This window comes from Streptococcus infantis (genome assembly GCF_001579645.1).
In the GTDB taxonomy this organism is placed as follows: Bacteria; Bacillota; Bacilli; order Lactobacillales; family Streptococcaceae; genus Streptococcus; species Streptococcus infantis_E.
The window spans coordinates 25,249-39,667 of record NZ_KQ970822.1 but is presented as its reverse complement, the minus strand read 5'-3'; the positions used below and the strand labels follow the sequence as shown (position 1 = coordinate 39,667).

At 40.4% G+C, this 14,419-nt stretch carries 15 protein-coding genes; 14 read left to right on the top strand and 1 reads right to left on the bottom strand.

Annotated elements, in window-relative coordinates:
- Positions 1-80 precede the first annotated feature (80 nt).
- From mgtA to SINDD18_RS07435, 8 genes are all read left to right on the top strand, one after another.
- Complete coding sequence (mgtA, locus tag SINDD18_RS07470; RefSeq protein WP_061863675.1) at positions 81-2,741, top strand: magnesium-translocating P-type ATPase; 2,661 nt, start codon at positions 81-83, stop codon at positions 2,739-2,741.
- A gap of 135 nt (positions 2,742-2,876) precedes the next feature.
- Positions 2,877-3,275, top strand: coding sequence for a transcriptional regulator Spx (gene spx, locus SINDD18_RS07465; protein WP_000591164.1), 399 nt, complete (start codon positions 2,877-2,879; stop codon positions 3,273-3,275).
- Between the two features lie 66 nt (positions 3,276-3,341).
- On the top strand, positions 3,342-3,914 hold the full coding sequence (locus SINDD18_RS07460) for an SP0191 family lipoprotein (RefSeq protein WP_061863674.1): 573 nt from the start codon (positions 3,342-3,344) through the stop codon (positions 3,912-3,914).
- 96 nt (positions 3,915-4,010) lie between these two features.
- Positions 4,011-4,277 carry an IreB family regulatory phosphoprotein gene (locus tag SINDD18_RS07455; protein ID WP_000507060.1) on the top strand — a complete coding sequence of 89 codons (267 nt, stop codon included), beginning with the start codon at positions 4,011-4,013 and terminating at the stop codon, positions 4,275-4,277.
- Between the two features lie 3 nt (positions 4,278-4,280).
- Complete coding sequence (ruvX, locus tag SINDD18_RS07450) at positions 4,281-4,700, top strand: Holliday junction resolvase RuvX (RefSeq protein WP_049502846.1); 420 nt, start codon at positions 4,281-4,283, stop codon at positions 4,698-4,700.
- A gap of 15 nt (positions 4,701-4,715) precedes the next feature.
- Complete coding sequence (locus tag SINDD18_RS07445; protein ID WP_000017624.1) at positions 4,716-5,021, top strand: DUF1292 domain-containing protein; 306 nt, start codon at positions 4,716-4,718, stop codon at positions 5,019-5,021.
- Between the two features lie 310 nt (positions 5,022-5,331).
- Positions 5,332-6,570, top strand: coding sequence for a bifunctional folylpolyglutamate synthase/dihydrofolate synthase (locus SINDD18_RS07440; protein ID WP_061863673.1), 1,239 nt, complete (start codon positions 5,332-5,334; stop codon positions 6,568-6,570).
- A gap of 95 nt (positions 6,571-6,665) precedes the next feature.
- Complete coding sequence (locus tag SINDD18_RS07435) at positions 6,666-7,103, top strand: SP_0198 family lipoprotein (RefSeq protein WP_061863672.1); 438 nt, start codon at positions 6,666-6,668, stop codon at positions 7,101-7,103.
- A gap of 129 nt (positions 7,104-7,232) precedes the next feature.
- On the opposite strand, the gene SINDD18_RS07430 is transcribed toward SINDD18_RS07435, so the two are convergent.
- On the bottom strand, positions 7,233-8,045 hold the full coding sequence (locus tag SINDD18_RS07430; protein ID WP_061863671.1) for a Cof-type HAD-IIB family hydrolase: 813 nt from the start codon (positions 8,043-8,045) through the stop codon (positions 7,233-7,235).
- A 196-nt stretch (positions 8,046-8,241) separates the two neighbouring features.
- Between SINDD18_RS07430 and SINDD18_RS07425 the strand changes: the two genes are divergently transcribed.
- The 6 genes from SINDD18_RS07425 to recA all read left to right on the top strand — a co-directional run bounded on the left by SINDD18_RS07425 (position 8,242) and on the right by recA (position 14,290).
- On the top strand, positions 8,242-9,663 hold the full coding sequence (locus tag SINDD18_RS07425) for an NCS2 family permease (RefSeq protein ID WP_061863670.1): 1,422 nt from the start codon (positions 8,242-8,244) through the stop codon (positions 9,661-9,663).
- Positions 9,664-9,749: 86 nt separating this feature from the next.
- Positions 9,750-10,193, top strand: coding sequence for a tRNA (adenosine(37)-N6)-threonylcarbamoyltransferase complex ATPase subunit type 1 TsaE (gene tsaE, locus SINDD18_RS07420; protein ID WP_061863763.1), 444 nt, complete (start codon positions 9,750-9,752; stop codon positions 10,191-10,193).
- A complete protein-coding gene (locus SINDD18_RS07415; RefSeq protein WP_061863669.1) occupies positions 10,183-10,704 on the top strand; it encodes a GNAT family N-acetyltransferase in 522 nt (173 codons plus the stop codon). The genes tsaE and SINDD18_RS07415 overlap by 11 nt, the downstream gene beginning before the upstream one ends.
- A gap of 4 nt (positions 10,705-10,708) precedes the next feature.
- Positions 10,709-11,746 carry a glycopolymer--peptidoglycan transferase LytR gene (gene brpA / locus SINDD18_RS07410; protein ID WP_061863764.1) on the top strand — a complete coding sequence of 346 codons (1,038 nt, stop codon included), beginning with the start codon at positions 10,709-10,711 and terminating at the stop codon, positions 11,744-11,746.
- A 79-nt stretch (positions 11,747-11,825) separates the two neighbouring features.
- Complete coding sequence (locus SINDD18_RS07405; RefSeq protein WP_061863668.1) at positions 11,826-13,094, top strand: competence/damage-inducible protein A; 1,269 nt, start codon at positions 11,826-11,828, stop codon at positions 13,092-13,094.
- Between the two features lie 41 nt (positions 13,095-13,135).
- Complete coding sequence (recA, locus tag SINDD18_RS07400) at positions 13,136-14,290, top strand: recombinase RecA (RefSeq protein WP_001085523.1); 1,155 nt, start codon at positions 13,136-13,138, stop codon at positions 14,288-14,290.
- The last annotated feature ends 129 nt before the right edge of the window (positions 14,291-14,419 follow it).

Genomic DNA, 14,419 nt, shown 5'->3' with positions numbered 1-14,419 from the left:
CAGCCTGTGGCTAGTTTCCTAGTTTGCTCTTTGATTTTCATTGAGTATGAAATCACTATTCATACAGATAGGAGAAACCAATGAAAACTACAAAAGAAAGATTAGCAGCAGCTATTCAAGCTCCATTCGCAGACAGTCTAGCTTTTTACCATACAAGTCTAAAAGGCTTAGACCAAGAACAAGTCGAAGAAAACCGTGACCTATATGGTGAAAACACCATCACAAAAGGTCAAGAGGATTCCATCTTTAAAAAGATTTATGAGTCTATTATCAATCCTTTCACAATCATTTTGCTTGTGATTGCCTTTATCTCTCTCGTTACAAACGTCTGGCTTGCCAAACCTGGTCAAGAGGATCCAACGACTTCTATCATTATCGTTGTCTTGGTTTTGATTTCAGGAGGCATCCGTTTTGTCCAAGAGTTGCGGAGCGACAAGGCAACAACCAACCTTTCAAAAATGATTGTCAACACTGCAACTGTTATTCGTGATGGTCTTGAACAAGAGTTACCTATCGATGAGTTGGTTGTGGGAGACCTCGTGAAATTGAGTGCTGGAGATATGATTCCTGCAGATGTTATCTTGTTTGAATCCCGCGACTTTTTCGTTCAACAGTCAGGTTTGACTGGAGAAAGCGATGCAGTCGAAAAGCTTGCTTTAAATAAAGCTACTAATCAAAATGTAGAGAGTCTTTTAGAAGCAGAATCCTTGGCATTCATGGGGACAAACGTTATCTCAGGAAGTGCTACAGCTATGGTTCTCGCTGTTGGTGATGACACCATGATGGGAGCTATTGAGCAAACTCTCAACACCTATGATGAACCAACTTCTTTTGAACGTGAAATGAACAGCATTTCTTGGCTCTTGATCCGCTTGATGCTTGTCATGGTTCCGATCGTGTTTTTCGCAAATGGATTGACTGATGGAGACTGGCTAGAGGCTGGAGTATTTGCCTTGAGCGTCGGTGTCGGACTTACACCAGAAATGCTTCCAATGATTATCACAGCCAGCTTGGCCAAAGGTTCCATTATTATGGCCAAGGAAAAGGTGGTTATCAAAAAACTTAATGCCATTCAGGACTTAGGAGCAATTGATATCCTATGTACAGATAAAACTGGAACTCTAACGCAAGATGAGATTGTCTTAGAATACCCTTTGGATATCCATGGTGATTTGGATATGGCAGTCTTAAGAAGAGCTTATCTAAATTCACATTTCCAAACAGGTTTGAAAAACTTGATGGACCGTGCCATTATCAGTAGAACTGAAAAAGAAGCTAAAGAACACGTTATTCTACAAGATTTGGATAAAATCTTCCAAAAGATTGATGAACTGCCTTTTGACTTTGAACGCAGACGCATGAGTGTCATCGTCAAAGACGATAGCAATGTCGTTAGTATGGTTACCAAAGGCGCTTTAGAAGAAATGTTGACCATTTCGACTTATGTGGAATATCGCGGAGAAATCATTCCCCTAACCGAAGACATTCGCCAAGAAGTATTAGCAGAAGTTGGTCAATTAAACCGTCAAGGTTTGCGTGTTTTAGGTGTTGGTTACAAGTCAGGTCTACGTGAAGATTATGCCTATGCTGTGACTGATGAAAGTGACATGATCCTTACAGGTTACCTTGCCTTTTTGGATCCGCCAAAACCATCTGCAGCACCAGCTATTCAAGCTCTACTTGAGCATGGTGTCAAAACAAAAATTTTAACTGGGGATAACGAAAAAGTAACCCAAGCCATTTGTGAAAAGGTTGGTTTGGACGTTGAGCATATGATCTTAGGGGCTGACATTGACCAAATGACAGATCAAGAATTGGCAGAAGCGGTTGAAAGTGTAACAGTATTTGCTAAATTGTCTCCGGATCAAAAAGCGCGTATCATTTTACAGTTAAAGAGAAATGGTCACGGTGTTGGTTATATGGGTGACGGTATTAATGACGCCCCATCCATGAAGGTAGCGGATGTTGGTATTTCTGTGGATACAGCAGTTGATATCGCCAAGGAAACTGCGGATGTTATTTTGCTAGACAAGGATCTCATGGTCCTTGAAACTGGTATCGTTGAGGGCCGCAAGGTCTACGCCAACATGACCAAGTACATCAAGATGACAGTTAGTTCAAACTTTGGGAATATCTTCTCACTATTGGTTGCAAGTATTTTCTTACCATTTTTACCAATGGCTCCTGTTCATCTCATTGTCCTAAACCTAGTCTACGATTTATCTTGTGTGGCATTGCCATTTGATAATGTGGATCAAGATTTCCTTAAACAACCCCATACATGGGAAGCAAAATCCATTACACGATTTATGGTTTGGATGGGACCAATCTCATCTGTCTTTGATATTTTGACATTTATCTTCCTCTACTTTATCATTGTTCCTTTGGTGACTGGCCATCATTATGTTCATGGGTCAGAATCTGCCCTTCAGTTCATTATCTTGTTCCAAACAGGATGGTTCATCGAATCTATGTGGTCTCAAACCATGGTCATCCATATGCTTCGTACAGCAAAAGTTCCTTTTGTACAAAGCAGACCAGCTTGGCTTGTGATTTTGATGACACTGGTTGCAGCCTTTTTCGTAACCAGTCTACCTTATGGACCGCTAGTAAATATCCTTCGTCTAGCACCCTTAGGGCTTCCTTACTTCTTATTCTTAATCTGTATTATTTTCTTGTATATGTTTAGCGTCACAGTTATAAAGAAATTTTACATTAAGAAGTATAAAGAATGGTTATAGTTCGTATTTTGTCAAGAAAAAAGTTCAAAAATTGCCAAAAAAGTTAAAATTTTTTAAAAATAGGTCGCAAGTCCGATGTTTTTTATGGTATAATAGTCTAAACTGATAGTAACATGTAGCGAAAGGGGTAGGTACATGATCAAAATTTATACAGTCTCAAGTTGTACTAGCTGTAAAAAAGCGAAGACCTGGCTCAATGCCCACCAGTTAAGTTATAAAGAACAAAACCTCGGTAAGGAAGGAATTTCGAGAGAAGAACTACTTGATATTTTGACAAAAACAGACAATGGAATTGCAAGTATCGTATCATCGAAAAATCGTTATGCAAAGGCCCTTGGTGTTGATATCGAAGATTTGAGTGTGAATGAAGTACTCAACCTGATTATGGAAACACCACGTATCTTGAAAAGTCCGATTCTTGTAGATGAGAAACGCCTACAAGTCGGCTATAAAGAAGACGATATCCGTGCCTTTTTGCCACGCTCTGTCCGTAATGTGGAAAATGCAGAAGCGCGTTTACGTGCGGCTCTATAAAACATCAAGGCTGGGAGTGACTCCTGGCCTTCTCTAATATTTAAATTGGATAACATGTGAGGATTTATGAAAAAGTTAGTCATTGGAACATTCGCAGCACTATTTTTGCTCGTTGGATGTGGTCAGAAAAAAGAAACAGTAGCTTCAACTACTGAGAGTTCACAGGAAGCTCTACAGTCTACCTTGCCCGTATTAGAAAATGCAACCAAGAATACAGTTGTTACCAAGACCTTGGTTTTGCCAGCTGATGAGAGTGGAGCACAGCAAACTCAAATCATTACTTACAAAGGCAATCAATTTTTAAGCTTGACCATTCAGCAGAAACGTCCTGTATCAGAAGATTTAAAAAATTATATTTCTGAACGTGGATTAGACGAAGCTAAAAAAGCTCTTAAAGAAGCTGAGGACAAGGATGAGTCTGTTCAAGCAGCTCGAAAAATTTCAGGCTTTACCATTGAAACGACTCTTTTAAATGAGAAAGAAATGGAAACCAAGACTAGCTATGATTTCCAAACGATGGATATTAAAAAAGCCAGTGAAAACGAATACTTGAAGAATGTTGGACTGGAAAATCTATTGAAAAACGAACCAGAGGACTATATCGCAAATCGTGTTGCAAATGGGGCAACAGTCCAGTAAAAAGTCAGAGAAAATCAGCAGAATCAGACTGTGTGATTTGTAGAACGACCGCGAATGTGCTATAATAGTACTATTCTAAGGAAAGAGGGTGTTAGAATGGGATTTACTGAAGAAACCGTACGTTTTAAATTGGACGATTCCAATAAAAAAGAAATCAGTGAAACATTGACAGATGTCTATGCTTCTTTGAATGAAAAGGGCTATAACCCTATTAATCAGATCGTGGGCTATGTTCTCAGTGGAGACCCAGCTTACGTTCCTCGTTATAACAATGCACGAAATCAAATCCGTAAGTATGAGCGAGATGAAATCGTTGAAGAACTGGTTCGCTACTACCTTAAAGGACAAGGAGTCGATCTATAATCTATGAGAATTATGGGATTGGACGTTGGTTCCAAAACGGTAGGAGTAGCGATTAGCGATCCGTTAGGTTTTACGGCACAAGGGCTTGAAATCATCCAAATCAATGAAGATCAAGGTCAGTTTGGTTTTGAACGCCTCAAGGAACTCGTTGAAACCTATAAGGTAGACCGTTTTGTTGTTGGTTTGCCTAAAAACATGAACAATACCAGCGGACCGCGCGTGGAAGCCAGTCAAGCCTATGGGGCCAAACTAGAAGAACTCTTTGGTCTACCGGTAGAGTATCAAGATGAACGCCTAACTACGGTCGCTGCAGAGCGTATGTTGATTGAGCAAGCAGATATTAGTCGCAATAAGCGTAAAAAAGTTATTGATAAATTAGCCGCTCAATTGATTTTGCAAAATTATTTAGATAGAAAATTTTAAGACAGAGGAGAAACTATGTCACACGATCACAACCACGATCACGAAGAACGTGAACTTATTACACTTGTAGATGAGCAAGGAAACGAAACTTTATTTGAAATCCTTTTGACTATTGACGGAAAAGAAGAATTTGGTAAAAACTATGTCCTTCTTGTACCAGTTAATGCAGAAGAGGATGAAAACGGTGAAGTTGAAATCCAAGCATACTCATTCATCGAAAATGAAGATGGAACAGAAGGTGAATTGCAACCAATCCCTGAAGATTCAGAAGATGAGTGGAACATGATTGAAGAAGTCTTCAACAGCTTTATGGAGGAGTAAAAATGTTCAGTGAACATTTTTACCCTTACGCTAAAAATAAAGACCGTAAGTAAGTCTGGGAGACTGTATCAGCCCAACTCCCAGAAACTGGAGAGAGTTGGAACATCCGGGGGATGTTTTTACTCCTGCTTCTAGAAATAAGAAAAAGCAGGAACGTTCGGGGAACGTTTTTAGCCCAGCTCCTTGAAACAAGAGAGAGTTGGCGAGTCCGGGGGACATTTTTCTCCCATACTAGAATTAAATACTAGCTAATGAAGTAAAAAAGCGAAGAGAATCTTCGCTTTTTTGTTAAGGATTAAGGAGATTAAGCGTGTTTGAAGTAGAAAAATGGCTTCATAGTCGAATCGGATTGAATTTCAGATCAGGTTTGGGGCGGATGCAGAGAGCGGTAGACTTGCTGGGGAACCCTGAGCAAGCCTATCCTATTATCCATGTGACAGGGACAAATGGAAAGGGTTCAACCATTGCATTTATGAGAGAGCTCTTTATTTCTCATGGTAAGAAGGTGGGGACCTTTACTTCGCCTCACATTGTTAGCATCCATGATCGGATTTGTATCAATGGTCAACCCATATCGGATGCAGACTTTATCCGTTTAGCAAATCAAGTTAAGGAAATGGAGCAAAGACTTCTAGAAACCCACGATCAGCTATCTTTTTTTGAGTTGTTAACCGTGATTGCTTTGCTTTATTTTAAAGAACAAGGGGTGGATCTAGTTCTATTAGAAGTTGGAATTGGTGGCTTGCTTGACACGACTAATGTGGTGACTGGAGAGATCGCAGTTATTACATCAATCGGCCTAGATCACCAGGAGACCTTGGGCAATAGTCTGGAAGAAATCGCTGAACAGAAAGCAGGAATTTTTAAGCAAGGAAGAGCAGCAGTGATTGCAAACTTAGCTCCTGAAGCCCAGCTCGTTTGTCAAAAGATATCAGAAGATTTAGATGTTACTCTCTACCAAGCTGACCGAGATTTTTCTTTCAAATCAGGAGTTTTTTCTTCTTCTATTGCGAACTTGTCCCGACTAAAACTAGGTTTGGAAGGAACTTATCAAGAGGAGAATGCTGCTTTGGCTTTGCAGGCATTTCTGTTGTTTATGACAGAGAGAGGTGAAAAAGTCAATGAGGAAGCTATCCGGCGTGCTCTGGAAACAACCAGCTGGGCTGGGCGTCTAGAAGCTGTTACGGAGCATATTTATCTAGATGGTGCCCATAATTTACCAGCTCTGGAGCGGTTGGTTGAATTTATCCAGGAAAAGATTCAGCAAGGTTATCAACCTCAAATCCTTTTTGGTGCTTTAAAGCGTAAAGATTACAGTGGCATGCTTGGTTATCTGACAGATCATTTACCTGATACAGCTCTCTATGTGACGAGTTTTGACTATCAGGGATCTTTGGAGGAGCAGGATTTGAGCGACTATCATAGAGTTGCTTCCTATCGAGACTTTATAGATGATTTTGAAAAGTCTGCAGGGGAGAAAGACTTACTGTTTGTTACAGGTTCCCTCTATTTTATATCTGAAGTTCGTGCCTACCTTATAAAAACATAGTTGCTTGATTGACCTTGTTTCCTTTATTTGATATAGTATAAGTAGAATAGTTCTGCAGTTTTTCTGCCTTTAGCTCCTGAAAGGAAGGAGACATTATGTCACTAAGAAAATTTACACTTTCTCTTGCTACTGTAGCAAGTCTTAGTCTTTTAGTTGCTTGTTCGTCAACAACTAAGTCGACACCTTCATCCCAAGCAAGCACTAGCTCTGAAGTGAGCACTAGTCAAGTATCAGAAACCAGTGCTTCAAGTTCTACTACTAGTGCAAAGACTGACGTAACTACTAATATAGATGGGACCTACAAGGGACAAGACGAGGGTGATAGCATTACTCTTGTAGTCACTGGAAATACCGGAACGTGGACAGAAGTTGAAGCGAACGGAGATAAAGAGGTGAAGAAGGTGACCTTCGAACCAGAAAATCAGAGAGTCTTTATTGGAGACGATATCAAGATTTATGTGGCAGAGGAGAACCAGATTATTATCGATGACATGGACCGTGAGGCTTCAGATCGTATCGTTTTAAAGAAATAGACATCATTTGTTGGGATTTGGATCTGTAAAAGACGGATTCAAATCCTTTTTTTATTGACTTTGAGCTCAAAAAAATTCCATACTCTTAAGGTAGCTAATGCCTACCCCAAAAGTATAGAATGAGTGAAATTAAAGAAATCGTTCCTGTAAAAAGTGAGCGACGCCATCTTCTTCATTGGTCAATGGTAATTGCTCGTCTGCGAAAGGTAACAGAGCAGGATTTGCATTTTTCATGGCATAGCCTTTACCTGCAAAAGAAAGCATCTCTTGGTCATTATGTTCGTCACCAAAGGCAATCAAATTCTGTTTGTCGATATTCATGACGTTGAGAAGATATTCAAGGGCAAAGGCCTTGTGAACTCCTTTGGGAGTGCATTCAAGGATATTTAAGGGGCCACCCCAAGTGTTAATATTGAGTTGGTGCTTGTAAAAGCTGTTCATCTCTTCAGCCAGTGCATATTTATCGTCTGCCCTAGTTTGTAATAAAATACAGTTAGGACCCTTGGTCACTAAGTTAGACTGGAATTGATTTTCTGGGCGAAAGTTTTCAACACCAAATAATTTAGGGTCGGCAATTTCTTTGTTCGGGGCTGTAATGTAAAACTTTTTACGGTATTCACCTGCGATAAAGTCTGCCTCAATATCCTCTTTTCGTTTCACGATATCCAAGAGGTATTTTTTGTCCACAGTCAGACACTTTTCATGTTTCCAAGTCTTACCTGGTAGATGAGTAAGTGAACCGTTGAAGTTGATCATAGGGGTTTCAAGTTCAAGTTGGTCATAAAAATCTTTGGCCATACGGTAAGGGCGACCAGTTGCGATAACAACTTGGTGGCCTTTTTTAGAGATTTTCTTAATCGTTTCAATAGTAAAATCAGAAAGTTTGCTTTCAGAGTTGAGCAAGGTTCCGTCCAAATCGACGGCAATCATTTTTTTAGTCATAAAATCCTCCCGAATCTAGTTTCAGATAAGATGTTTTCTATTATATCAGAAAGTGACTAGAAAAGCTGATAATAAGCGAAAATAGAGACAATAATATCTCATAAGAATTTTTAAAATTAGAAAAAACATCTTGAAAAGATGAATGATTGGTGATATAATGGTAGTATTGTTCGTAAAATGACAAAGGAGATTAAAAATGGACAAACTATTTAAACTAAAAGAGCACGGGACAGACGTCCGTACAGAGGTTCTTGCTGGTTTAACAACTTTCTTTGCAATGAGTTATATTCTCTTTGTAAACCCTCAAATGCTTTCACAAACAGGAATGCCTGTTCAAGGTGTATTCTTGGCAACAATCATCGGTTCTGTTGTGGGAACTTTGATGATGGCCTTCTATGCTAACTTGCCATATGCACAAGCCCCAGGTATGGGACTAAACGCCTTCTTTACATTTACCGTCGTATTTGGGATGGGCTATACTTGGAAAGAAGCTCTTGGGATGGTCTTCATCTGTGGAGTTATTTCACTGATTATTACATTGACCAATGTTCGTAAAATGATCATCGAATCTATTCCTACAACTCTTCGTTCAGCGATTTCAGCTGGTATTGGGGTTTTCCTTGCTTATGTTGGGATTAAGAATGCTGGTCTCTTGAAATTCTCGATTGACCCAGGTACCTATACAGTAGCAGGTGAAGGAGCAGATAAGGCTCAAGCAGCACTTACTGCAAACTCAGCAGCTGTTCCAGGATTGGTAGACTTCAACACTCCAGCTGTCTTGGTAGCTCTTGCAGGTCTTGCCATTACTATCTTCTTCGTTGTTAAGGGGATCAAAGGTGGTATCATCCTTTCTATTTTGACAACGACAGTTCTTGCCATTGCTGTTGGTCTTGTTAATTTGTCTAGCATTGACTTTGCAAGCAATAATCTTTCATCAGCAGTTAACGACCTAGGAACCTTGTTTGGTGCTGCTCTTGGTTCAGAAGGATTGGGATCTCTGATTTCAAACACTTCTCGTTTGCCAGAAACCTTAATGGCCATTCTTGCCTTCTCATTGACAGATATTTTTGATACTATCGGTACTCTTATCGGTACTGGTGAAAAAGTTGGTATCATTGCAACAAGTGGTGAAAACCATGAGTCAGCTAAATTGGATAAGGCTCTTTACTCTGACTTGGTGGCAACTTCAGTAGGTGCTATTGCAGGTACTTCAAACGTTACAACTTATGTTGAGTCTGCAGCGGGTATCGGTGCTGGTGGACGTACTGGTTTGACAGCTTTGGTTGTTGCCATCTGTTTTGCCCTATCAAGCTTCTTTAGCCCACTTCTAGCAATTGTTCCAACAGCTGCAACTGCACCAATTTTGATCATCGTCGGAATTATGATGCTTTCTAACTTGAAAAATATCCCTTGGGATGATATGGCTGAAGCTGTTCCAGCTTTCTTCACATCTATCTTTATGGGATTCAGCTACTCAATCACACAAGGGATTGCCGTTGGTTTCTTAACTTATACTTTGACGAAGGTTGTCAAAGGTCAAGTGAAAGATGTGCATGTCATGATTTGGATTTTGGATGCCTTGTTTATCTTGAACTACATCAGTATGGCTCTTAACTAATGACAAAAACTAAAAAAAGAGGGGAGTCTCCTCTTTTTTTGTTGATGGAAATATCACAAAATAAAACTTTTTGGTATAATAATTACATGTACACAAAAAATGAAGATGAGTTGGTTGCACTTGGGGAAAAGCTAGGGCACTTGTTAGAAAAAAATGATGTGTTGATTTTGACTGGTGAATTAGGTGCTGGGAAAACAACGCTAACAAAGGGTCTGGCTAAGGGATTAGGCATTCATCAAATGATTAAGAGTCCTACTTATACCATTGTTAGAGAATATGAAGGACGTCTACCCTTGTATCACTTAGATGTTTATCGCATCGAAGGGGATGCAGATTCTATCGACTTGGATGAATTCCTTTTTGGTTCAGGTGTAACGGTTATTGAGTGGGGACATCTATTGGGGGAAAATCTTCCATCAGATTATCTGGAGTTAGAAATCCTTAAAAGAGATGAGGGCCGAGAAATCGTTTTTCATGCTCATGGCCAAAGAGCGACAGAACTTTTGAAAGGATTGACGGATGGAGTATGATCTTTTAATCCGTGAAGCGGAAGCCCAGGATGCTTCAGCGGTCATTGCTCTCTTAGATCAAATTGGTCAAGAGTCTAGTTTTACCAGTCTGGATGAAAATGGGATTACAATGAGTGAGTCTGAAATGCAACATTTTTTGGATAAGCAGGCCCAGTCGGATAATCAAATTACCCTACTCGCTTTTTTGAATGATGAGTTAGTAGGAATCATCAATACAACAGCTGATCAACGTCCGCGAGTCCGTCATATTGGAGATGTCTTTTTAGGAATAAAAAAAGCTTACTGGGGAAATGGTCTCGGTAGTATCTTGATGGAAGAAACTATTGAATGGGCCAAATCAAGTGGTAGTATTCGACGTTTACAATTGACAGTTCAAAAAAGAAATCTTGCTGCGGTGCATCTGTATGAAAAAATGGGCTTTAACATAGAAGGATTACAGGAACGTGGTGCTTGTATAGAAGGAGGAGAGTTTCTAGATGTATACCTGATGGGTCAACTGATAGATGAATAAAAGTATGGCAAAAAAGATAATCGGAATGTTTTTAGGCTTTGTTCTTGTGACAGTACTTGGTGTGGGAGCTTATGCCTATACGATCTACCAACAGAGTACACAGACCCTAGCTAAAACCTATAAAAAAATCGGAGAAGAAACCAAGGTCATTGAAGCGACCGAACCTCTGACGATTTTGCTTATGGGAGTGGACACAGGGAATGTTGAACGTACAGACCCATGGGCTGGTAATAGTGATTCAATGATCTTGGTGACAGTGAATCCTAAAACCAAGAAGACCGTTATGATGAGTTTGGAGCGTGATATTCTCACACAAATCCAGCAACCAGATGGTAGTGTAATGGAGGCAAAACTCAATGCTGCCTATGCCAATGGTGGAGCAGAGTTGTCTATTTCAACGATTCAAAAAATGATGAATATCCATATCGACCGATATGTTATGGTCAACATGCATGGACTTCAAAGAATGGTTGATGCAGTAGGTGGAATTACAGTGAACAACACTCTAGGTTTCCCAATCTCTATCCAAGATCAGGAACCATTTAATACAATTTCTATCGGTGTTGGTGAACAGAAGCTAAATGGTGAAGAAGCCCTTGTTTATTCACGTATGCGTTATCAGGATCCAGAAGGAGACTATGGTCGTCAAAAACGTCAGCGTGAAGTGATTCAAAAAGTTGTTGAGAAGATTCTTAGTCTGAACAGTGTGAGCCACTATCAAGAGATTCTGAAGGCTCTTAGTGACAATATGCAGACAAATATCGAGATTACAACGACAACGATTCCTCGGTTGATGGGTTATCAAGATTCATTTAAAAATATTGAGTCTCAACAATTGCGTGGAGAGGATGCAATGCTTCAAGGGACATCTTACCAAATCGTGACATCTGAGCATATGTTAGAGATGCAAAATCTTTTACGCCGTTCGCTCGGGCAACCAGAAGTTACGAATTTGGAGACCAACGTAGTCTTGTATGAGAATCTTTATGGTCAGGGGCAGTTGCCTCAATCTACTAGTGTTGCAGTAGAAGAGTTAGAATAATAGGAAACTATTCATCAAATCGTAGGAATTATCCTGCGATTTTTTCAAAGAAATCCGAATAGGTAAGTAGGAGGAAAAAATGAAAGCAGAAATTATAGCTGTTGGAACAGAGATTTTGACAGGTCAAATTTTCAATACCAATGCGCAATTCTTGTCTGAAAAGTTGGCTGAAATCGGTGTAGATGTCTATTTTCAGACAGCTGTAGGAGATAACGAGGCTCGTCTCTTATCCTTGTTGGAAATTGCTCAGAATCGCAGTAGTCTAGTCATTTTAACAGGTGGCTTGGGGCCAACGGAAGATGATTTGACCAAGCAAACTTTGGCCCAATTTTTGGGACGTGACTTGACTTTTGATTCTCAGGCTCAGGCTAAGCTAGATGACTTTTTTGCTCATCGACCAGACTATGCTAGAACTCCAAATAATGAACGCCAGGCTCAAATCGTTCAAGGTTCAACTTCATTACCAAACGAAACAGGACTGGCAGTCGGTGGCATGATCGAGGTGGCTGGGGTAACCTACGTCGTTCTACCAGGACCTCCAAGTGAATTGAAACCTATGGTTTTAAATGAGTTGCTTCCAAGATTGACAACGGGATCTAAGCTCTATTCACGTGTGCTACGTTTCTTTGGGATTGGTGAGAGCCAGTTAGTGACCATTCTATCAGATTTGATTGACCAGCAGACGGATCCAACCTTGGCACCTTATGCTAAAACTGGGGAAGTGACCCTTCGATTATCGACCAAGGCTAAGAGTCAAGAAGAAGCGGATCGTGTTCTAGATACTTTAGAACAAAAAATCCTTGAAAGAGAAACCTTTGAAGGTGTTTCACTTCGAGAAATTTGCTATGGCTATGGGGAAGAAACCAGCTTGGCTAGCCTGGTAGTAGAAGAGTTGAAAAAGAAAAAGAAAACTATCACTGCAGCAGAAAGTTTGACTGCAGGTCTCTTTCAAGCTACTTTGGCTGATTTCTCAGGTGTATCTGCTATCTTTAAAGGTGGTTTTGTGACCTATAGCCTTGAAGAAAAAGCTAAGATGCTTGATATTCCACATGCTGAATTGGAAAAACACGGAGTCGTCTCAGCCTTTACTGCTGAAAAAATGGCTGAACAGGCGCGAATCAAGACCCAGTCAGATTTTGGAATTAGTTTGACAGGAGTGGCTGGACCAGATAGCCTAGAAGGACATCCAGCAGGTACAGTCTTTATCGCTTTGGCGCAAGCTTCGGGGACAGAAGTTATCCAGGCCAATATCGCAGGTAGAAGTCGTGCAGATGTGCGAGAAATTGCAGTCTTACATGCCTTTAACCTAGTTCGCAAAGCTTTATTAAGTGCTGGAGATTTGTTATAATAGAAGAAGGTCTAAGGACTATTAGAATACAGGAGAATATAATGGCGAAAAAACCAACAAAAAAATTAGACGAAATTGGCAAAAAATTTGGTGCTGATCGTGAAAAAGCCCTAAACGATGCCCTTAAATTGATTGAAAAAGATTTCGGTAAGGGATCAATCATGCGCTTGGGTGAACGTGCAGAGCAAAAGGTCCAAGTGATGAGCTCAGGTTCTTTGGCTCTTGATATCGCACTCGGATCAGGTGGTTATCCAAAGGGACGTATCATCGAAATCTACGGGCCAGAATCATCAGGTAAGACAACGGTTGCCCTTCATGCGGTAGCGCAAGCGCAAAAAGAAGGCGGAATTGCTGCCTTTATCGATGCGGAGCACGCTCTTGATCCAGCCTATGCAGCAGCACTTGGTGTTAATATCGATGAATTGCTCTTGTCACAACCAGACTCAGGGGAGCAAGGTCTTGAAATTGCTGGGAAATTGATTGATTCAGGTGCAGTTGATCTTGTTGTTATCGACTCAGTTGCTGCCCTTGTACCTCGTGCAGAAATCGATGGAGATATCGGAGATAGCCACGTTGGTCTTCAAGCTCGTATGATGAGCCAGGCTATGCGTAAACTCGGGGCATCTATTAATAAGACTAAGACAATTGCTATCTTCATCAACCAATTGCGTGAAAAAGTAGGGGTTATGTTTGGTAATCCAGAGACAACTCCTGGTGGACGTGCCCTTAAATTCTACGCTTCTGTCCGTTTGGATGTTCGTGGAAGCACACAAATCAAGGGAACTGGTGACCAAAAAGATACGAGCGTAGGTAAGGAAACCAAGATTAAGGTTGTTAAAAACAAGGTAGCTCCACCATTTAAAGAAGCCTTTGTTGAAATCATGTATGGTGAAGGAATTTCAAGAACTGGTGAGCTTTTGAAGATTGCAAGTGATCTTGACATCATCAAAAAAGCAGGAGCATGGTATTCTTACAAAGACGAAAAGATCGGTCAAGGTTCTGAAAATGCTAAGAAATACTTGGCAGATCACCCAGAAGTCTTTGACGAGATTGATCACCAAGTTCGTGTCAAGTTTGGCTTGATTGAAGATGATGCAGTAGCTGATGAAAAAGTTGCACCTGTGGAATCAGAAGTAGCTAATCAAGAAGTGACTCTTGACCTTGGCGATGATCTTGAAATCGAAATTGAAGATTAAAAAGTAAAAGTGGCGGAGGAATCCCCACTTTTTCTGTTCTTTGGACTAAGGAACCGAAACAATGAGAGCTTAAGAATTGCTAATACTCTTCGAAAATCAAATTCAAACCACGTCAGCGTCGCCTTGCCG